This window comes from Pricia mediterranea (assembly GCF_032248455.1).
Classification (GTDB): Bacteria; Bacteroidota; Bacteroidia; order Flavobacteriales; family Flavobacteriaceae; genus Pricia; species Pricia mediterranea.
This window is the reverse complement of the sequence record NZ_JAVTTP010000001.1, coordinates 2,926,406-2,947,921: the sequence shown is the minus strand read 5'-3', so window position 1 is coordinate 2,947,921 and position 21,516 is coordinate 2,926,406. Positions and strand designations below refer to the sequence as shown.

16 protein-coding genes are annotated in these 21,516 nt (G+C 48.3%); 4 read left to right on the top strand and 12 right to left on the bottom strand.

The genetic code is table 11. The annotated features are described in order from the left end of the window. Positions 1 to 40: 40 nt before the first annotated feature. From RQM65_RS12000 to RQM65_RS11955, 10 genes are all read right to left on the bottom strand, one after another. Positions 41 to 250: a hypothetical protein gene (locus RQM65_RS12000; protein WP_314015293.1), complete on the bottom strand. Its 210-nt coding sequence runs from the start codon at positions 248 to 250 to the stop codon at positions 41 to 43. A gap of 76 nt (positions 251 to 326) precedes the next feature. Next, a complete protein-coding gene (locus tag RQM65_RS11995) occupies positions 327 to 809 on the bottom strand; it encodes an Hsp20/alpha crystallin family protein (RefSeq protein WP_314015292.1) in 483 nt (160 codons plus the stop codon). A 316-nt stretch (positions 810 to 1,125) separates the two neighbouring features. After that, positions 1,126 to 1,497 carry an iron chaperone gene (locus tag RQM65_RS11990; protein WP_314015290.1) on the bottom strand — a complete coding sequence of 124 codons (372 nt, stop codon included), beginning with the start codon at positions 1,495 to 1,497 and terminating at the stop codon, positions 1,126 to 1,128. Further along, entirely contained in the window at positions 1,497 to 1,922 is a 426-nt protein-coding gene (locus tag RQM65_RS11985; protein ID WP_314015288.1) for an SRPBCC family protein, read from the bottom strand. Before RQM65_RS11985 ends, RQM65_RS11990 begins: the two co-directional genes overlap by 1 nt. 20 nt (positions 1,923 to 1,942) lie before the next feature. Continuing rightward, positions 1,943 to 2,437 carry a DinB family protein gene (locus tag RQM65_RS11980; RefSeq protein ID WP_314015286.1) on the bottom strand — a complete coding sequence of 165 codons (495 nt, stop codon included), beginning with the start codon at positions 2,435 to 2,437 and terminating at the stop codon, positions 1,943 to 1,945. A 74-nt stretch (positions 2,438 to 2,511) separates the two neighbouring features. Beyond that, on the bottom strand, positions 2,512 to 2,628 hold the full coding sequence (locus tag RQM65_RS11975) for a YdeI/OmpD-associated family protein (protein WP_314015284.1): 117 nt from the start codon (positions 2,626 to 2,628) through the stop codon (positions 2,512 to 2,514). Between the two features lie 19 nt (positions 2,629 to 2,647). Then, on the bottom strand, positions 2,648 to 3,064 hold the full coding sequence (locus tag RQM65_RS11970; protein ID WP_314015282.1) for a VOC family protein: 417 nt from the start codon (positions 3,062 to 3,064) through the stop codon (positions 2,648 to 2,650). Positions 3,065 to 3,197: 133 nt separating this feature from the next. After that, entirely contained in the window at positions 3,198 to 3,377 is a 180-nt protein-coding gene (locus RQM65_RS11965; RefSeq protein ID WP_314015280.1) for a hypothetical protein, read from the bottom strand. Between the two features lie 11 nt (positions 3,378 to 3,388). Further along, positions 3,389 to 3,721 carry a TfoX/Sxy family protein gene (locus tag RQM65_RS11960; protein ID WP_314015279.1) on the bottom strand — a complete coding sequence of 111 codons (333 nt, stop codon included), beginning with the start codon at positions 3,719 to 3,721 and terminating at the stop codon, positions 3,389 to 3,391. A 58-nt stretch (positions 3,722 to 3,779) separates the two neighbouring features. Continuing rightward, positions 3,780 to 4,940, bottom strand: a complete 1,161-nt coding sequence (locus tag RQM65_RS11955) for an alpha/beta hydrolase family protein (protein ID WP_314015277.1) — start codon at positions 4,938 to 4,940, stop codon at positions 3,780 to 3,782. 220 nt (positions 4,941 to 5,160) lie between these two features. Here RQM65_RS11955 and RQM65_RS11950 point away from each other — a divergent pair, with 220 nt between their 5' ends. Next, entirely contained in the window at positions 5,161 to 6,045 is an 885-nt protein-coding gene (locus RQM65_RS11950; protein ID WP_314015276.1) for a nucleotidyltransferase family protein, read from the top strand. A gap of 82 nt (positions 6,046 to 6,127) precedes the next feature. Further along, the gene (locus RQM65_RS11945; protein ID WP_314015275.1) at positions 6,128 to 7,198 is read left to right on the top strand and encodes a phosphotransferase enzyme family protein; all 1,071 of its coding nucleotides are present in this window, start codon (positions 6,128 to 6,130) and stop codon (positions 7,196 to 7,198) included. A gap of 185 nt (positions 7,199 to 7,383) precedes the next feature. On the opposite strand, the gene tamL is transcribed toward RQM65_RS11945, so the two are convergent. Together tamL and RQM65_RS11935 are read right to left on the bottom strand one after the other, a co-directional pair. Continuing rightward, positions 7,384 to 9,705, bottom strand: coding sequence for a translocation and assembly module lipoprotein TamL (gene tamL / locus RQM65_RS11940; RefSeq protein WP_314015274.1), 2,322 nt, complete (start codon positions 9,703 to 9,705; stop codon positions 7,384 to 7,386). Between the two features lie 117 nt (positions 9,706 to 9,822). Continuing rightward, complete coding sequence (locus RQM65_RS11935; protein ID WP_314015272.1) at positions 9,823 to 15,087, bottom strand: translocation/assembly module TamB domain-containing protein; 5,265 nt, start codon at positions 15,085 to 15,087, stop codon at positions 9,823 to 9,825. Between the two features lie 426 nt (positions 15,088 to 15,513). Here RQM65_RS11935 and RQM65_RS11930 point away from each other — a divergent pair, with 426 nt between their 5' ends. Together RQM65_RS11930 and RQM65_RS11925 are read left to right on the top strand one after the other, a co-directional pair. Continuing rightward, on the top strand, positions 15,514 to 18,270 hold the full coding sequence (locus tag RQM65_RS11930; protein ID WP_314015270.1) for a helix-turn-helix and ligand-binding sensor domain-containing protein: 2,757 nt from the start codon (positions 15,514 to 15,516) through the stop codon (positions 18,268 to 18,270). A 214-nt stretch (positions 18,271 to 18,484) separates the two neighbouring features. Further along, positions 18,485 to 21,511 (top strand): SusC/RagA family TonB-linked outer membrane protein, encoded by a 3,027-nt coding sequence (locus RQM65_RS11925; protein WP_314015268.1) that lies wholly within the window; start codon positions 18,485 to 18,487, stop codon positions 21,509 to 21,511. Positions 21,512 to 21,516: the final 5 nt, after the last annotated feature.

Here is a 21,516-nt window from a genome sequence, read left to right as displayed (position 1 = left end):
GCCCTTTCTTAAGTTTTCGAAAGCTATTTTCCCATGTTTATCATTTTCCGAATACGTACAACCTTTTATCGATACCGGGCAGGGCCACGGAAAGTCTACAAGCGACATCCCCGGTACTGATGTTCGTAGACGGAATAGTCACCAGTTCTTCATGTTCGTTCTTTCGGCGCGGCAGTAACTTGTCCACAAAATTGTCAAGGAATGGTGGAAACTTGATTGTCATGTCCAATGCCATGCCAAATACTTTCATTTTTTTTACGAATTCCGGTAAAACAAAATGGTTAAAAAAGGGGCCGTAGTACCGGCCCCCATCTGTTGATCTTGAATTAAGAAATCTTGATACTTCTTGCGGGCTTTTGTTTGGCTTCTTCCTTCTTGGGAAGGTGGATGCTCAAAATACCCTCGTGGTAGTTCGCCTTGATCTTCCCGTCCTCTACAGTTTCGGGCAAGGTAAAACTTCGTTTAAAGGAGGAATAACCGAATTCGCGACGGGTGTAATTTCCATCCTTATGTTCATTTTCCTCTTCCATTTCGGTAGAGATTGAAAGCACCTGGTTGTCGAGGTCAATATGAAAATCAGATTTTTTAAGTCCGGGTACGGCCATTTCGACAAAATAGGCGTCGGCGGTCTCCTTGATATTTACCATCGGCAGGCTGATGCCTGAATTAAAATTTTGGGAAAACACCGATGGAAGATCACGGTTAAAGATGTCGTCGATCCAAGAAGACCACATCGAAAGGTCTGCTGGTCTGTTTGAATTTCTGCTTGTCAAACCTCCACTTTTAGGAATATTAACTAAAGTGCTCATAACAATTAAGATTTAAGTTAAACAACAAATTCAAATATGCTTAATTATGGACAAAAAAAATGCCAAAGCGCAAAGATGAAAAACCTGCCAACGCCCTTTAATAAAAATTAAGAAAATGCCTGTCCATTTTTCGTGGAAACACGCTGTGAAAATGTCAAAATGACACTGAGGAACAACAAATTTTCAAGGTGGAATTAAGTTTCAGTCCGTTAATATATAAAAACCCACCTGTCTTTTGGCAGAACTCAAAACCATGGAAAATTGGTGTTGGCACTTTAAAAAACATTGAAATAGGATCAATCTGAAAGGAAGTTCCCTACCCTATTGCCGCACTCTTTGCCAAATTCTCCCGCACCCTGAACCTTACGATTTTTTCAATCAAGTCGAGAGGCAAGGGTTCATTCAAAGGAAATTGTACCGAACCTTTGCCTTGCTTATATCCCGAAAGTTCCGTTTTAAATTTGGTGTGTCCCGATGGGGTCGCATAAAAACCGATGTGCTTCTTGTAGCCCCCAAAATAGACGAGCGGTTTTCCGTTCATTTTAAAAGCGGGCATACCGTACGCAATACCCTCATCCGATTCAGGGGCTTCTTTTTTGATGGTAGCCCTTATTTTCTCCAACACGGTCTGGACATCCTCGGGGAAACCGGCGATGTATGTTTCTATATTTTCCGGTGAAGCGCTCATCAATTTTTAGATTCCGCGTATTTTTTGAAATTGTCCAGTATTGCCTGCCAGCCTTCCCGTTGCATTTCTGCAGGATTAGTGTTTTCAGGTTCGAAGGTTTCCGTGATATTCGTTTTATTTCCTTCGGATGAAAAAACGATTTCGACCTTTCTACCGTCGTCCAAGGTGTAGGTAATACCTTCCTTGGCCCTTACCTCATCGTAAGTGCCCCCGAAATCAAAACCCATACTGCCATCTTTTGCTTCCATTCTAGAAACAAACTTGCCCCCTGCCCTTAAATCGTTTTCAGCTTTTGTGGTATGCCATTCGTCGCTGGCCCTGTTCCAGTTTTTGATGTGCTCGGGCGTTGTCCACAGCTCCCAGACTTTTACTACTGGGGCTTTAACGGTCGCTTCAACGGTAATCAGCTTGTCTTTTGTTTCCATTTTTAGATAATTGGTTAAATTCAAAAACTTTGGTCATCGGCAGAAGGACCGTAACTGGCGGGTACCGAAATATCCAACAAGCGGTAGTAAACTCCCAGTTGGGCCCGATGATGGGTAATTTGATTAAGTCCATGACGAATAGCCCCGTATTTTGACCATTCCATTAATTTCTGACCGTCCATGGTAAGCGCCCACTTAGGCTCGAGGTCGGATTCGGAAGCCTGTTCCAACGCCGCTAGCGAGGCCTTAAATTCTTGGTCCAATACCGATTTTAACTGCGCTTTATTGGCTGTTTTTTCCGTTTTATCCGCTTCGGAGATATCGAGTTCGGAGGTATTCAATATAGCAGGCGGCCAACCAAAAATCGCCGCAATATGGCTGACCAGGTCGATCATCTTCATACTTTTTTCATGCGGGGCATAGTTGTTTTTCCCTTCGGGATACTTGTCGAAGAACTTCTTGGTAACCGTGTATTCATAGGTCAATTCGTCTCTTAGTTGCTTTAAAGTGTCCATAGTTGATTATTTTAGGGTTCTTGCCTCAATTTAAGGAATGCTAGCCAAAACAGTCCTAAACTGGCCAACCAAACTTATTTTTCATTCCATCCTTTGCCTCTAAGAATCTTGGACGTATATTTTTCAATCCTCCGTGTACGGGTTTTGAATTGTTTGGCATCGGAGAAATGCAACAAATATCCCCGTTGCATCCTTTACGGCGATTATGGGTCAAGCTTTGTCATCGTAGGTTTCTTTCAAACTATATTTCATGGAATGTACCCCGATCATATTGCCTTCGGTATCATAAAACAGGGATATAAACCCGAATTCGCCGATGGACATTTTTGGCTTAAAGATCTTGCCGCCGGCTTTTTCTACCCGATTTTCTTCGGTAATACAGTCTTCGCTACCAAAATAGATTAGGCTGCTGTTGCCGCCCGCTTTTACACCTTCCATTTTTACTAAAGCTCCGTTAGCCCCATATTTCTCCATGTCTCCCGGAAAACTTTTCATTTGTAGGGAATCGTCGCCGGGATTGGGCAAGGTTTCCAGTTTCACGTCCAAAACGTGTTCATAAAATTTAGATGCCCTATCCATATCGTCTACATAGATTTCGAACCACACTGATGCATTTGAATTTCTCATAATTTGTAGAATTATTGATTATTGATTACTTATCCTGGGGGAAGTCGATAGTTCTATTATTGATTAAAGTTAACTGATCTTAAGTTATTTTTCCCGTTTCCGAAAGTTCTTTTACTTTGTGAAGTGCCTTAGGCTAAGCTTTTTCGAACGTTTCGAGATAGGCTTCGGGAATGTCAGTTTCGATGAGCAGCTCCGTCTCATCGAAAAATATGCGGGAAGAGCCACAGCCGTCATGGCCGCCAAAGGCTTTATGATGGCCACCTACATTAATTCCTCGGAGGAAGGCAACGTATTTTCCTCTGCTTTCATTCAATTCGGATTTTTTTAGTCCTGCCTTGATGTTAATTCCCTGTTGAATTCCAGCGCAAGTTCCAACCAATACCCAAAATCCTTTTCATTTTTAAGATTTTTATCGGCTACACGGATGTAGCCTTTGTACTCCCTACCTCCCATAACTACGGCCTGGCAACCTTCCTTTTTAAGTTCCCGTTCGTGCAGCACAGGGTCAATACGGCACATCATGCTGTCGGAACCAGCGTTCAGGCACATTTTGCCGTTGACCATAAAGGCGAGATGCCCGAACATTTTTTTCTCTTCGACCGGTAGGTCCGCCAAGGCTTTTCTAATGCTGCCGGCCAATTTTTCGTTGTATGCCATTGTAAAACATTTATTGATAATCCGACGAACGATTTTCTATATGGAACGGACAAATATCCTAATCAAGTTTTAAATATTCCAAAACGGCGGCATCCCCTTGTAATGCATCGGCCGGCAGCGGATATTCTTCGTTGAAAACCTTTAGCTCGTCTTTTTGCAATAGGGTCACAAAATCTTCCTTATAACCGTCCTCGTAAGGGATGGTGCCACCATTCAAATTTAGATGGGCATCGAAAAAATTGTACACAGGAGCTCTTTTCGAGTAGCGGTAATCGTGCCTTTCGGCCGGTAGGTGTACGTTTTCGATTTTGTGTTCGGCATCGTACAGCGCATAGACATTTTGGAGATAAGGATATTCGATTTGAGGAGTGTTCCGTGTCCAGTCCCCTCCATTGGAGACCAAGATCATCGGCCTCGGTGCGGCCAGTGCGGCAATCTCGACATTATTGGTCTGGATATCGGCCGATCGATGAACGGGCATCCCACTTTCACAGACACAGCCTCCAAAAAAATGGGCGGATACCTGTACCACCGGGGCGGAGGCGGTAATCCTATCATCGATGGCGGTCAGCATAAAGGTTTGTGTGGCCCCACCGGAGCCCCCGGTCATCCCTACCCGCTCGGGATCTACATCGGGCCGTGAAAGCAGATAGTCCAGCACTCGTTTGCTGTTGTAGGTCTGAAGGGCGAGCGCAATGGGAATGTAGTGGTCGACCTGTTGGCTCTCGCCCCTACCGATCATATCGTAGGCGAAGACCACCGCACCCATTCTGGCCAGCACGGCACAGCGCGTCTGTACATCCTCGAGCAAACGTTTGTCTTCGAGGTGCCCGTGCGGACTCAGGATGGCGGCCAGCTCTCCCTCGGATTCGATCGGCCTGTACAAATTACCGGTGACATAAAAACCAGGGAAGCTTTCGATGGCGATATTCTCCACGACATAGCCGTCCATTTTCCGTGTACTGTGGATTATAGGATTAAAATTTCCTTCGATGTCGGGCATCTTGTCCCATTGCATCCCCTCGCGCACGACCGTACGTATTTTTTCCGCCCGTTTTTTCCAGGATTCCAGATCGTCCCATTGTGCGGCGAATTCTTTCATCTTCAGGTTGGCCTCATCGGGCGTCCAGTACCGGCCAACGCAAAGCCTATCGTTGGCTTGCTGGCCATAGGCGGCCATCGCGATCAGCATAAACAGGATCCATATCGAATTTCTCATCGTGTTTACTTTACAATGCACCGTCTAAAATATGAAAACCGGGGCAGTAGTCCATCCTATTTTCAGGGATAACGGCAATTAAGTCCTCCCAAGCCGGAATTTTACCCGTAAAACCCTATTTTTGCGCCATAAAAGGCACTCGTCCCAAGGAATCCCGAAACCAGCGTTCCGGGCAGATTCCCGGGGGATCAAACCACTTTTGATTCAAAAATAAGAAAACATGACCTTACTTCTGATGGCCGCAGGAAGCGGAACCCGATACGGAAAACTGAAACAATTCGATGATCTCGGTCCTAAAGGGGAGTTTTTAATGGAATTCGGCATCTACGACGCCCTGAAGAACGGGTTCGACCATGTGGTTGTCATTACGAAAAAAGATCAGGTCGAGTTCGTGGAAGAACACCTTCGCGAACGCTTGCCTGCCAACATAAAACTGGATGTCCTGGCCCAAGAAATCACCGATATTCCCGATGGAGCCACGTTTGACATCGACCGCCAAAAACCTTGGGGCACCGCTCATGCCGTATGGACGGCGCGCAAGGTGATCGACGGTCCGTTCGCGGTCATCAACGCCGATGATTTTTACGGACAGTCCGCCTACAAAAATGCCGCTGATTTTATACGGGCGCACCGCGATGACAATACCTACGCGCTTGTGGGCTACACCCTGAGGGATACCCTTTCTGAACACGGATCCGTCTCTCGTGGGGTCTGTCAAGTCGAGGGCGACAATCTGCTCTCGGTAGACGAACGCTTAAAACTGGAGCCGGACGGCGACAAGGTCAAGGACCTCGATTCGGGGAACACCTACTCCGGCGAGGAACACGTCAGCATGAACTTTTGGATCTGCAAACCGTCGATATTCAGCAAAATAGAAAGTGAGTTCAGAACCTTCCTTGCCGACAAGGAACTGGGCATGAAGAGCGAACTGTACATTCCCAAGACCATACAAGAAATGCTGCAAGCAGGAGAAATCAAAGTCAAGGTAGTGCCCTCGGAAGGCGACTGGTTCGGGGTTACCTATTCAAGCGACCGTGAAAAAGCGGTGGCCGACCTTCAGGAGAAAACAGATGCAGGAAAGTACGATTCCCCGCTTTGGAAGTGATTCAATCACAATGACCAATGGACTTTCCGAAGCAAGCAGGTCAAAACGGCACACCGATTCTTCGAGCAAATCTTTCTAATTCATGAAACACTATTCCGATAGCGATCTGAACGGTATTCTACGGCATTTTTCCGTTGCGAAGAAAGCCTACGGGTTCCGACTTTTGACAGACGGCTATATCAACGACACCTTTTTGGTATTCGAAGGCAAGACGCCTCGCTATATTTTACAGCGGATCAACCACAACGTATTCAGAAACATTTCGGGGGTGATGAACAATATCAAGTTTGCCCTTAAGTCTTTGGATGCCCCGGATTACAGCAAAATTATCTTGGTAGAGACCAAATCCGGAAAGGAGTACCTCGAGCTTAAAGAGCAAAGCTCCGATTACTGGAGGATGATGACCTATATCGACGAAAGCACGGCCCACAATACCACTACGGACCCGAAAATCGCGTTCGAGGCGGGTCGCATCATCGCCAAGTTCCATTTGCTGCTGGAAAACGATACTATTGAAAACTATGTGGATACCATTCCTCGATTCCATGACCTTGAACTACGTAAAAATCAGTTCGTAGAGGCCTTGTCCACCACATCCCATGAAAAAAGGCAGATAGCGGACTCCGCAATTGGGTTTGCCCAGAGAACGTTAACAGTTTTGGAAGACATTAATCCCGCGGAGCAGCCGATTCGAATCTGTCATAACGACACCAAATTGAATAATATTCTTTTTTCCAAGACAACCGGAAAGGCGCTGTGTCTCATTGATCTAGACACCTTGATGACAGGTCGTTTTCTGTTCGATTTCGGAGATGCCGTCCGCACCATCGTCAACACCGCTCCAGAAGACGAGCAAGACCATTCAAAAATCACATTTGAGAAGAAGCTGTTCGAGGCTTTTATAGACGGACTGGCGGTCAATAAATCGGTATTCTCCAAAAAGGAAATCGAGATTATGTCCTGGGGTGCGGTGCTGATGCCTTTTCTACATGGTATCCGGGCACTGACCGATTACCTCAATGGCAATATCTACTATAAAATCGCCTACGAAAACCAAAATCTCGACCGTTGTTTGAGCCTCTTCGATTTCACCGGAAAGGCACTAGCCCGTACGGAATATATGAGAGAGGTCGTTCAGGAAAAGTTGGGATAGAGCGGCAAAAGGTGTGCACTTCTCTGTCCTTGCCTACGTTTTTTTGAAGGATAAAGTATGCAAGGCTACCAACGATCCCTTTCTTCAAACGCTTCGAACGGTATGCTGTGGCTTCTGGTGCCATTCCCCAAGCTAAGATTCTGTGGCCCCAAGATTCGAAGATTCAAGGCATTGTCATGCCCCTGTCAAAACGGATATCCAATCGCAAAATTCCACACCAGATTATTGTCCCCACCGCCGAAAAAGGGTGTTCGCGTGCGTTCGCCTTCGGGCAGATAGGGTACCTGCACCGGCGAGGCCAAATCTAAACGGATGACAAAACTTTGGATGTCCACCCGCAACCCAAAGCCTACCCCGATACCCAGTTCCTTGGTCCAATTCTTTCCGAATTTTCCCTTAGTGAATAGTTCTTGGTTGAAATCAACACTGCTCTGCGGCTCGTCATCCGATATTTCGGGTTGGCTAGTCAGCCATATATTGCCGGCATCGGCAAAAACCGCCCCCTTGAGATAAGAAACTATGGGGAAACGATATTCCAGGTTCCCTTCTAGTTTCAGATTTCCCGATTGATCGAAAAACGAGGTCGATTCCGTGTTCTCGGAGGTAAAGATCCCCGGACCGAGCGAACGGATCTTAAAGGCCCTCACACTGTAAGGTCCCCCGGAAAAAAACTGTTTCACGAAAGGCAGGGTGCTCGAGTTTCCATAGGGAATACCCCATCCTGCGTAAACCCGGGCGATCAGGGCCTGTTCCCTGCCCCATCTAAAATATTGCCGGAAATCGACATCTAACTTAGCGTATTGGGCATATTCGAGACCGAATACCGTTTTGCTATCTCCCGTAGCCAGGTCCAACGTATTCCCGGCCACGTCTAGATTAGTGGAAAAAAAGAAGGGAAGGGACTTGTCTTCGTCGACCAGTTCATTATAGGTAAAACTGTAGTTCATGCCCGCAATAAACTGCTGTTCGAAACTTTGCCGTAAAAACGGATTTTTGTTCAGGATACTATCGAACTCCGCCGTGGTATCCGCCAGATTGACGTAGTTCAGACTAATGGGATTCAGCTCGTGAAAAACGTATTTGTTGGCTTTCCAAGTATATCCGAAGGACGCGTTTACCGAAGTGAGGGTATAGAGCTTGCTTCTTTTCAAAATATCCCCGCCCAAGCTGATTTTGGTCTTGGGTACAGCATACTTGAAACGGCTCGGGGAAAAGGGCACCAAGCGCGGAATAATCAGGTCGGCTTTCAGCCCCCCCGCGATACTACTTAAGCCGGAATCGCTGCCCCCTGAAATCTGGGTCTCATACGAAAAATTACCACTAAGGCTAAAGGTCTCCCCCCCTTTTAAAAAATTGTGGTTGTTATAACTCAGTCCGAGGCCCGGCCCCGCAAATCCGTTGGATTTGCTGACGGCCTTCAGCTCGGCACGTATCGACCTTTTCGTCCGTGGGGAAAGAAAAATATCCGCGTCGAGCAGCCCGTTGCCATTTGCATTGGCAACGGTATCCTTTTCATTAAATCGGATGTTCACGAATTTGTAACTGCCAATCGACGATAATCGGTTACTGGTCAGCCGGGCGGTCTGTGAATCGTATTTTTGTCCCTCTTCGATCAAGATGTATGGTTCCAGTTTTTCGGGTTTGAAAAACTCCTCGCGCTGTACAAAATAGATTCCATTCACCGTATCGGTCACTGTTGATAAAGTATCGCTATCAATAGTATAATTCGGGTGTACGGTAATGGAGTCAATGGCGTAGGGAATCACGGAACGGCTTGGAACGTTTTTCTTCAATCGAAGATAAAGATCGAATTTCTTATTGTCGTATCGGTTGGTATCGGCCTCGAAGATTAGAAAATCGGGATTGAAATTGTAATATCCACGCTGTTTTAAAGCCTTATCGATCCGTTCCCGTTCAAACTTCATCAGCTGTAGATCGAAACGGTCGCCTTGGTCGATTCGGGTGTCGGCCACAAGATCTTGCAGCTCATCATAAATGGGAAGGGAATCTTTTTCAAGTTCAAAAGTTTCTACGGTATAGGGTTGCGGCACCTCCACCTTATACTGCACGTGGGCAAATTTTTCGGTACTATCGATTTCCGAAACGGCCTGACCGTAGAAAAACCCACGGTTGTCCATCCGGTTAAGAATCAGTTCCTCGACCCGCTGGGGATTCACATCTGAGAAATAGACGGGCTCCTCCCCTATTTTTTTATTGAGCCATTTGTTGATGAATCCCGGATTTTCGCGCTGTGCCTTATAATAATAATACAATCCCAAGCGCATGCCCAAAATCTTAGAATTCGGTTCGGGCCGGAGCAAAGTATTCAGCTCCGCATTCAATCCGCCGATGTTGACATCTTCCGCATCTTCTTCGAGCGTGGTCACGATTTCTGCGCCGGTGTAAAGATTTTCGTCTTTGGGAATAAATTTTTTAACGCTGCACGAGGTCGCGACGACCACAATGAACAACATCCAAATCTGGTTATATGTGGCTCTAAGCTTCAACTATTGAATTTTTTTTCATATACAATTAATCGTCCGTTCGAATGGTCGCCTGAACAAGGCCGAAATTTGGGTTTCGTCTTCCTTTCAATCCCAACGATCTCAAGCTAGGCGAATTTCCTAATTTTCATTGTCCTCTGTCGCTTCTGTGTCATGTTTCTTATTAGTTTGTTCCGTGTCCGAATCCTTAGTTTTTATGTCAGCACCATTTTCCTCCTCGTCTTTCAAGGGATTGAACAGTTCACTGAATTCATTGAACTCTCTGTTAAAGATCAGAGCCAGCCCGGTGACGATCAACTGGCCGTCAATAACATTGGTATATTCGTTCTTACGGTAGCCCCTTAAACGATAGCGGCCGTTCTCGGTCAGGAGATATTCCAAGCTTACGTTTCCGATAAGGGGAGTCTGCCCCTGATTTTCAGAAGCACTGCCTTCGACATCGACCGAGCTCCCCGCCGAGACGATCAATCGGTCGTCGAACAATTTTTTTTGAGCTTCGATGTCAAGCTGGGTGCGGTCTTGGGGACTGTCCCCTTGATAATCGGTGAAGCTGTCAAGGTCAAAATTAAGGTCGATACCGGTATTGCCAAATACCTTGTCCGAAAAGGCGTTCATCTGGCCCGAAAGCACCTTGTTCACATTGTCCCGCGCCATGGCCGCGGTACCCCCACCACTACCGTCGCTACCGGACCCTGGGAAAAAGCGGTTAAGGGCCAGCAACGAGAATACCTGTCGGTTTAGTTCGCCCTCTTGCTCGTTCAACTGCTTTACCCGTCCGTAGACCGCCCCCCCCAGGGCCCCTTGTTCGTCTTCCGGCATATCCATTCCGAAAGAAAGTTTCGGCTGCAGCAGTTCGCCCTCGACGTAGAGATATACCAGAAAGGGTAGCACCTGCCTGTATTTTCCGGCTACACTGGGATTCGCGCCCGAGGTTACGGTGGACATCAGAGGCGCGGCAGAGGTCTCGACCTTGTACACTGCGGTCACGTCCAGGGCCGCATCCATTGGATCGCCACGCCAGGTAACGGTACTTCCCGGTTTGATATCGAACCTTCGGTTGACCAGATTATACAAACTGGTCTCGTAATGACCATCGTTAAGTTCGTACCGTCCCGAAAGTCCGATTCGACCGCTCGGTTCGATGTTTAGGTTCAGCTCGGCATCCCCCGAAACCTCGAGATTGTCACCGGTCTTTTGGTCCATGATGACGTGAAAGACCGCATCGTTCGCAATTTCAAGAACGACCTGAACATCCATCCCCTTAAAGAATGCGGATGTTTCTTCCTGCTCTTTCCGGGTCAGGATAGCATCGGGATTGTCATGGTTGACGAAGATGACTACCCCGTCCCGCTCTTGCACATCAAGTGTGGCTTCGGGCACCACGTAAGTAATGTCGGTCACCTTGCGAATACGGAGCCTGCCTTCCACATTAGGCAAGTTAAGGTTGCCTTTTACGGTCATATCGGCATCGAAACTGGCCTTTCCGTAATAGAGTTCATTGTCTTCCTCTGTGGAATTCAGCACCTGAAAGGCATCGGCTTTGAGATTGAGGTCAAATTCAGGATTTATCAAGGATTCGGTAAGGATATTCCCATCGACGGTAAAGGCGTCGCCCTTCTTATCCGCAATATCAAAAGAGTCGAGATAAAGTCCCGAATTATCCAGCCTTAGCGTTTCGTTGTCAATCTTAAAAACGGAATTCAAGGTAGTTACGTTAAACGCCACCTGATTAAAGGCGAACTCTCCTTGATACTCGGGTTCGGTCGTGGTTCCGCTCACCTGTACATTACCCGAAACGAAGCCCTCGGCCTGTTTGATCGCCCCTTGCGATAGCGCTTCCGCTGCCGACAGTTCGAGCCGGTTTAGGTCGAGGTCCAGATTCAGCTCCGCCCCAGTCTCGGACGCGGTATAATCGCCGGTCAGGTCGAAATCGACACCACCCTCCTTTAGGGCCAGGTCGAAATCATAGCTGTTTTGGCCCTGCGAAGCCGCCTTTAAAGCCAAATTTCCCAAGCGAGCCTGCAGTACCCGGAGGTCATTGATATTAAGATCGGCCACGAGTCCGGACGCCCCAAAGGGATTTTCGACAACTACCCTGCCCTCGACCAGTCCGCCGGCCAAAGCATCATCGGGATTTAAAAGGCTCAAAATGGTCTGCAGCGCAAACTTGTCAAAGCTGACCCCGATATGTTCCCTGTCGATATCGGACAGGGAATTGCTTACCGTAAGCTGCTGGCCATTTTGGCTCAGCCTAAAATCGGTAAAGTCAAGAAAGCCATCGCCGATGGCTATCCGGTTGTCTTCTGGGATGCTCCACTTCTTTTTGTTGAAAATCAATTCTTCGGGGGCGATGTGCAGGTGTATCGTATCGGTTTTCATGGCTACATTGGAGCCCACATGAATCAGCCGGTCCGGCCCGTCGAAAGAACTAAAGTCGAGATACATTCGCCTATTCTTCAGCTTCCCCTCAAAAATCGTGCGTTTGATATCGATGGGGTCCGTTTGTATCCCGGCAAAACCGGCGCTAAAGTCCAAATTGTCGGCCCCGCCGTTGATGAGTACCTCCAGGCTGTCGATGGCGGTACCCCCGTATTCCGCAATTGGCACGTTGAGTCCTGCGGACAATTTTTTGGTGGCGGCATTGAAATCTGCCTTTACAACAATGGTATCGAGACGGTCGAGTCCCTTAAGGAATACCTCCCTTAAAATGGGGGTAGTGGTCAGACCGGCATTTAGATTCAGGGTTACGGGACCGGAGATAGTATCAGTAGCGCTTTGGGGTGCGGCACCGCTGTTGTTTCGTGAGTAGGTTTGGGCGACTGTCTGGTTGTCGGGTTCAATCCCGGAATCAAGGTTATCGCTGGAATTGGTAACGGTGCCGCTGCCGGAATCGGCATGGTCAATTTGGTCAAACTCGTTCTTCGTCAAGGCGTCGCCATTCTCCCTGGTCAGGGCGTTCGTTCCCGCGGCATCCGATTCGCCGGACAATGGTTTTCCTTCGGAAAAATACCCTTCGAACTGATCTTGTAAAGCGGATAGCAGTTGGTCGGGGCTGGCATTCGCCTTTAGGTCGCCCTTTAGGAATTCACTCTCGATCCTGACTTCGGTACCCATTTCGCGAACCACTGCACTCAGGTCGACATCACCCAATTTGTACTGGTCGTTTTCGTACACCGCCGTACCTTCGGATAGCAAGGCGTTTAAGTCGAAGCTATCCGCGTTGCCCTTGAATTCAGCGTTCAATTTGATTCCCGTACGGATATCCTCTTGGGTAACCCCGAGGGCCTGCAGGTCGGCACCGATCAGGTTCAGGTCCAGTTTGATCTGGGAGTCGGTACTGTCCAGATCGACCTGGGTATTGGCTTTTAAATTCAGGTTATCGTCTTTAAAAGCTAGATGGATATCACCTTGCCCATCGACGATATCGCCATTTAGTTCAAGATTCGAAAAATCGTAATCGTCGAAGGAGAGTTGGGTGAAGTCGGACTCCAAAGTCGCATTAAGGGTAGAAAGACTGCCGCCGCTGCCCTCGGCGTCTATCGTGAAGGTTACTCCGCCCAGTTGGGCGTTTTTTAAGATTTTGTCCAATCTTAGGCTGTCCACTTTCAGTCTTCCATCGAAGGCCATCGTCTGCCGGTTGGAATAGCTACCGGCCAGCTGGACCGTGCCTTCGGGAATTTGCAGTAGGACATCCGCATCCATAGCATCGACCGACCCTTGCGCAGAAGCGTCCACCTGCATCGTTTCCGGAACGGAGATACCCAGACTGTCTTCCGATATAAATTGCAGCACGTCTTCCCGGGCGGATGTCATCCGGATGGTCTCGAAGTCGAAGGCCAACGCATCGGGTTCGGTGGCATTATCCAGCTGTCCTATCGCCTTAAGGGATGTGCCCTCTCCCCAATCGAGTTCCAGGGTCGGAATCTCAAGGCTTGCCAAAGTACCCTTCGCCTCAAAATTACCGGTAACGGCTTTTTGGGCGGCTTTTTTCAGGTATTCGTTATCGGCCAAATCGGGCTGAAAGACGTAGGCATCCTGCAGGGCGAGCTTCAAATTGGGAATATCGATCTCGATTTCTGCGTTTTCAGGAGTTTCCATCAGGGCATCTACCGTGGAATAGTCCAAGGAGATGTCCCCGGAAACGGAACTGTTGTTTGTGCGTAATTGCAAGTCCGAAAGGGATGCACTGTTATCTTCGAGACGGGCATCGAAGCTAAATTCCTTCAACTGGAATCCGCTCTTTTCAGTGAAGGCCAGCTGCCCTAAGTCAAGGTTGGCGGTTTTGGGCCGATATACAATGTCGTTGGCCTGAAGGATAAAATTGGAAATAGCAACGGCATCAGGATTGAACTTGCCCGCTTTTGGTCGATTATTTCCCGTAGTGTAGGCAAAATTATTGTCTTCAAAGTCGATTTGGTCGACCTGTACTGTAAATTCAGGCCATTCGAAGCCTTCGCCGGCGTCGGCAACGGCCACCGAATCTTCGGTCTGTGGTGTCTGGGCGGCCATCCTGAGGGAAATATCGGAGTCTTTCAGTTCCAAGCTTTCCACTTCGATGTCGCTCTTGGCCAGGTCGGCCTTGGGCAGTTCCAACAGGAAATTCCCAATGGCGACATCGGCCGTCAGGCTGTCGGGAACGGAACTATAGTTCGCCTTTACCCTTTCGATGTTAAAATTATCCACCGCTAGATAGGGCAAGGCCGTTTCGGTGGTGTCCTCGGTCTCGGGAAAGGGTTTTGTCTGTTCATAGACCGCCTCGGTATCGGTCAATTGGAGCTCGTCCAGTTCAAAGCGCATGGCCTCAAGGTCGATGGTATTCGCCTCGGTATAGAGCCGCCCCAACCGGAGTTTAGCATCAATCCCCAAAAAACCGTCATCGTAAACGATATCGAAATCCTTCAGATCGATAGTGCCTACGTTGACTTCCATGGGTTCGGCATCCTCTTCGGGAGCGGGCACGGAATCCTGCGAAGCAAAGGCATCCGCCAGAAAACTGAAGTTGAAATCCTCCGAACCCTCCTGTCGCGTCACGTTAGCTTTTAGGCCTTCCCATTCCAAATACTCCAAATTGAAGGTATTCCCGAAAATGATCTGCGATAGCCCCACATCGGCTTCCAGGGCCTTGGAAAAGACCAACGTATCTCCTTTTTTATCCTCCAAATACAAGCCTTCCAAGGAAAGATTTCCCGAGAACGTCAGGAACAAACGGTCGATATTGACCTCCGTACCGGTCTTTTCCGAAACGAAATCGGTGACTTTAGAGACGATAATGCCTTGTCCCCAAGGACTTCGGATAAAAAGCACCAATGCGACGAAAAAAACCAGAAACACGAGCAGTACCCGCCCTATACGCCTTAAGATCTTATTTCTTTTCTTTTTCTCCAAAGTTAATTGTGCTGTCGGACCAAGCCCTCAAAAGTAAAGCCTTTGGCAGAACATATATGCCAATCTTCTATTAATTTAGGCGGCCGCAATCAGGCCACTAGATAAGAAACTATTCCCCTCCGGACTGATGCATTCGGGATTATTTTTGAACGATACGATTTAGCCCTGAAAGATGGATATTCGAATTAGTGTCCGCCACCGCCTATTTTTATTTAGACCGGCCCGCCAACGAGTTGCCTCAACTGCAGTCCGTTGAAATTCGGACTGTCAACTTGGAACCAAAGAGGCGGACATCCTCCCGAGGTCGCGAATTTGGTCCAATAAATTGTTCCAGTCCCGATTCCGCGCAATAGATAATGCGTTGAATAAACGGTACTTCCATTTATAATCCTAAATTTGTCCGTACCCTAAAAATGGTCTGACATCATGCCGGCACGATTAAAACCATTCCAATTTCTGGCCCTGCTTTTGCCCCTATGGCTCTGTGCCCAACACATATTGCCGCCGATTCAGAACTACAGGACCTTTGACTACCACGCCGCGAGCAAGAACTGGGGCCTGGCGGCAAACGAAGCAGGGGAAATATTCGTCGCCAATAACAAGGGCCTACTGCATTTCAACGGGGAGGGATGGACCCTATATGAACTACCGGACCGAACGGTCATACGTTCCGTAGCCTATATCGATGCCAAGGTATATACCGGGTCGTACGAGGAGTTCGGTTATTGGGAAAAGGATGCCACGGGGGTGCTGCAATACACTTCTTTAACCCATCTGATCAAGGAGCATAAGTTTACCAGCGAGGAGTTTTGGCAGATTTTGTCCTACAATGATAGCATCCTTTTCCGGTCCTTTTCAGGCATCTACCAGTATAAGGATGACGACATCACCATCATAGACTCCGACCTTATTAGCGTTAACATCGCGCTCTATGAAGGACGCCTGGTGGTAGCGGCCGATGGCGGGTTTTATCTCTTGGAAAACGAGGAACTCGTCCGCATCAAAGATCTCGGCCTTTTGGATGGGAAGACCATCATCGACATGGTTCCCACCCCCGAGGGATTTTTGATCGGCACCAAACTCAACGGCTGCTACCTTTATCGTAATGATCGGGTCGCGGCTTGGGACGCCCCTATCAACGCGGAGCTCAAAGCGCAACAGCTTAACAGGATTTTGCCCCTTAACGACCATAAAATAGCCTTTGGCACCATCAAGAACGGTATCTATCTCTACGACCTTGAAAGGGAGGCCAGCCAACACCTGAACCGGGAGACGGGCCTGCAGAACAATACGGTGCTGGCCCTGCTTCAGTTCAAAGATCAGCTTTGGGCGGGCCTGGACAATGGCATCTCCCGCATCAACCTCGACGCGCCTATCACCTCCTACACCGATTATTCGGGCGTAGTGGGCACGGTGTACGATCTGGCTCTTTTTCAAGGTACGCTGTATATGGGGAGCAATACCGGCATTTATTATTTCGAGGATGACCGATTGCATTTTCTGCAAGGCTCCCAAGGCCACGTCTGGGATCTTGAAATTTTGGAAGGGGAACTCTTGGCCGGCCACAATACCGGCACCTTTAGGATCGAAAAGGCCACCATGGACAAAATATCGGACATTTCGGGCGGCTACCAGTTCGCCAAAGTGCCGGAGAACGGATCTACCTACCTACAGGGCACCTACACGGGGATGGCCAGATACCAAAAGAATGCCGCTGGGAAATGGCAGGTCAAAAGAGTGGCAGGTATCGATTTTCCGGTCAACCAATTGTGTTTCGAAACCCCCCGAACGCTATGGGCGGCGCATCCGTATAGGGGGCTTTATCGGATGACGATCGACCCGGATTATGGCCAAATAATGGAAAAACAGAAAATTGCCACCGATGCGCTGCCGAGCAACTTCAATATCAAACTCTATAAAATCAAGAACCAGATTGTAATCCAAAGTGGGGGGCGGTGGCATAAATACGATCCTATTTTGGACGAGATAACCGATTTTGAGGAGTTCAGGCCCTACGACCATATGAGGCTGGTGCACCATGATCGAGGATATTTTTGGTTCATCGACAGCGAGAGGTCCAAAGAATTGATTTCTACCGACCTGAAAAAGGATAGTTTGGCCATTGCGGAGCCCCTCTTGAAAAAACGTATGGTTCCCGATACCGAAGCAATGGTCAAGATCAACGACTCCATCTACCTTTTGAGTCTGGTCGATGGTTTTGGTCGTATCGACCTGAACGGATTAAAACAGCACCTTCGGAATACCGAGATTTTAGCACCTAAGCTCGCCTTTTTCAGGGACGGAGAAAAACGTCATCCCTTGACCGACAGCATTTTTCAAGTCCCGAACGGGAATACGCGGAATATACGAATACAGGTAACCGCGCCAGAATCCTTCCGGTCTCGGTATCGCTACGCTTTAAAGGGACCTGAAAATCGTTCCGCCTATACCGACACCGGCACCATTGACTTTCAAAACCTGCCCCACGGCAGTTACACCTTACTGGTTGCTACATTGGGAAGGGACAACGGCACCTCGCCCATAAAAGAGATTCGATTTGAAATCGCCCCGCCCTGGTACCTTTCGTGGTGGAGCCTACTCATCTACACAGGGGTCTTGATCGCTACGATATTCATTGTAAGGGAATACCATCGAAGAAAACTTCGGAGGGAACAAGTGGCCTTAAAGCGGCAGATGCACCGAGAGGAACAAGAACGTTCAGCGGCACGGGAAAAGCAAAAACTGGAACAGGAAATTATGCAAAAACAAAAGGAACTCGCCCGAACTACCCTGAACATAGCCAAGAAAAACGAGCTGATCTTGGAACTTAAAGATATGCTTGCCTTAAACAAGAAAGCCTTTTCGAACCAACGCCGATACCATTCCCTACAAAAAAAATTGGAAGCATCTCTTGACGGCGATGCCGACTGGAAGTATTTCGAGATCAACTTCAAAGAACTGCACGGCGACTTTTTTGAGGGCCTGCTCCGCCAGTTTCCCAAATTGACGCCCAAAGACTTGAAGTTATGCGCCTACCTAAAAATGAACCTGTCCTCTAAGGAAATCGCTCCCCTTATGGGCATTTCGACCCGCGGCGTTGAAATACATCGCTATCGGCTACGAAAGAAGCTCAACATGGAGAAAGCACAGAACTTAAGCCGATTTTTGATTCAGTTTAGTTAAAAATTGTTGTATTTTTAATGAACGTACTACATCAACGCTACATCGCAATGTTAAATTTTTAAATGAGTTTAACAGTGAAAACACTACAAACCCGTTGCAGCACAGGGCTGACACTAGGTTCAGCAATGATGTAGCTTTCATGTAGCGGTTCCCCTACGAACACATACCATAGTTTATTAATTTAGTGGAAATCTAACTCACTTAATGATCAACTATGAAAATACGTAACGTTTTATTGGTGATTTTATTATTGGCATCGTCCGGAACGCTCGTTTTTGGGCAAGACAATATAACAGTCACCGGTACGGTTTCCGATTCGATGGGGCCATTGCCCGGGGCCTCGGTCGTCGTTCAAGGCACGACCACGGGAACACAGACGGACTTTGATGGAAACTTCACCCTGGACAACGTTCCCGCCGATGCCACTTTAGAAATCAGTTACATCGGATTCGCACCCCAGCAAATTCCCGTTGACGGGCAGACTACTCTCAACGTTACCCTTCAGGAAGATGCACAGGCACTGGAGGAGGTCGTGGTAATCGGATACGGTGAAATGAAGTCAAAAGATTTGACCTCCGCCATTACCACAGTTAAATCCGAAGAACTGGAGGCGACCCCGACGGGCCAGGCGATGCAGGCGTTGCAAGGTAAGGTCGCCGGCCTACAGATCGTGAGCAGTGGTGGCCCCGGGCAATCGCCTACCGTTAGGGTTCGCGGTATCGGATCATACGATACGGATGCATCAGGACCCCTTTATGTGGTGGATGGGATGTTCTTCGAAAACATCGATTTCTTAAATACCGCCGACATCGCCTCCGTTTCGGTGCTAAAAGATGCATCGGCGGCCGCTATTTATGGCGTACGGGCCGCCAACGGAGTAGTACTGATCGAGACAAAATCCGGATCATACAACCAAAAACCTGAAATCACGTACAGTGGTTATTCTGGATATCAGGTGCCCCAGAACGTGCTAAAAATGGCGAATAGCGAACAATTCTCCACCCTGGCCAGGGAATCGGGATCCGAACCGGATGCCCTGTTTATTGAAAATGCGATGCAGCGATACGGGAGAAGCCGTATCAATCCAAACGTTCCCGCGGTCAACACCGATTGGTACGATGAGATTATGCGCAATGCAATGATCCAAAACCATAGCCTTAACTTTACGGGGGGCGGTGAAAATGCCAACTACGCCATTGGGGCCAACTATTTTGAGCAAGGCGGACTTCTAAAAATGAAAAATGAGTACGAGCGTTTTAACCTCCGGAGCAAGATTGATTTTAGGGTCAATGACAACCTTACCATCGGGGGCAACGTGGTCATCAGCAACGCCACCCGTTTCGATGCGGAGGATTCCGCTTGGCGGCGGGCCTATTATGCCGTACCTACCATGCCCGTATTCGACCCCTTGCTCGGCGATGATCCCCAAGTATTTCCTGTTAATTACGCAAATGCGCAAGATCTGGGCTATCGCGGCGGCCAAAATCCTTTTCCCCTCATGGATTTCAGCGAGTTCCGGAACAAAATCCGCAATGTGCTGGCCAACTTTTATGCCGAAATCGATATCGTTCCCGAGGTCTTATCCTTTAAAACAGCCTATAACCACAATTTTGAGACACGCTCACGACGTGAAGTACGCTTGCCTTATTTTTTAGGGAACAATTTTCAGCGTGAAGATGCGGAATTGGTCAAGAGAAATGAGACTTACTCCAACCAAATTTGGGACAATACGCTAACTTACAACAATGACTTCGGCAAACACGACCTTACAGTCTTGGCCGGTGCGTCGTTTCGTGATGAGTCTTTTGAACGCCTATCCGCCAAAGGACTAAACTTTCCGCTGACCGGTGAAGAGGCTTATTTCTTAAATCAGGCCCAATCCACACCTGAAGATGACGTGGGTGATGACGGTCGCCGGGAATACGGTCTTTCGTTCTTCGGCCGAATATCCTACAACTATGACGACCGCTACTTGCTCTACGGCACCTACCGGGCCGATGGCACCAATAAATACCAGGAAAAATGGGGCTACTTCCCCACCGTAGGTGCGGGATGGGTGCTATCGGGAGAGTCGTTCTTTCCTCAGAATAGCTTTGTCGATTTCCTGAAATTGCGAGCCAGTTGGGGCGAACTGGGCAACGACAAGGTACCCTCAAGTGAAGGCGGGATTGTTTCTGAGGTGATAACCACCGCTTTGGACGATACAATGGTAAGCGGCGTAGAGACCAGCAGTGACTTTACCGCCTTAAAATGGGAAGTGACCGAGGAAATCAACGGGGGAATAACGGCCCGGTTCTTCGATAGCAACCTGTCGCTGGAAGCCGATTATTACGTCAGAACGACCAAAGATGCTGTAATTGACGTTTTACGGCCATTGATCCCTGGGGCAACTCGACAGAATGTAGGTGAAATCAGAAATTCGGGCCTAGAACTCGCGCTGAACTGGAACAAAACAGTCTCGGAAGATTTTAGTTATAGTGTAGGAGCCAACTTTGCCTCCCTAAAAAATGAGGTACTTGATCTGGATGGACAACCCTATCTCGATGCGGGGTCGGCGGAGTTTCGCCAACGATCGATCGTAGGTGAACCCATCTTCGCCTTCTACGGACTTGAAACCGTAGGCGTGTACCAAAACGAGGCCCAGATTCAGGCCGATCCCGTAGCCGTGGATAACGGACTCGAACCCGGTGACTTCATTTATAAAGAGAACGGGGGAGACCCTAACACTATCGATGGGGACGATCGCGTAGTACTAGGATCCTATTTGCCTTCCTATAACTTTGGTTTCAATCTGGGATTCAACTATAAGGCGTGGGACTTTTCGGCCAGCGCTATCGGACAGGGTGGAAACAAGATTTTAAACCGAAAGCGCGGCGAGGTCATCTTTACCAGTGATACCAACTGGGACCGAGATTTTGCCGTCAACCGTTGGCACGGCGAGGGCACTACGAACAGTTATCCATCATCTAAAGGGGTGCGAAAAAGTTGGAACCAGCAACTTAGCGATTATTATGTAGAAGACGGAGACTTTATCCGGATACAAAACCTGACCTTGGGATATACCATCAACAGGAAAGGTGAAATCAAGGGCCTAGCCCGTACCCGGATCTACGTAACCGCCGAAAAACCTTTGACGATTTTCGATTACAACGGGTTCAACCCCGAGGTCCCTAACGGGGTGGACAACCAAACCTATCCGGTACCCGCTACGTATACTTTTGGGGTAAACATCAAAATTTAAAAAAA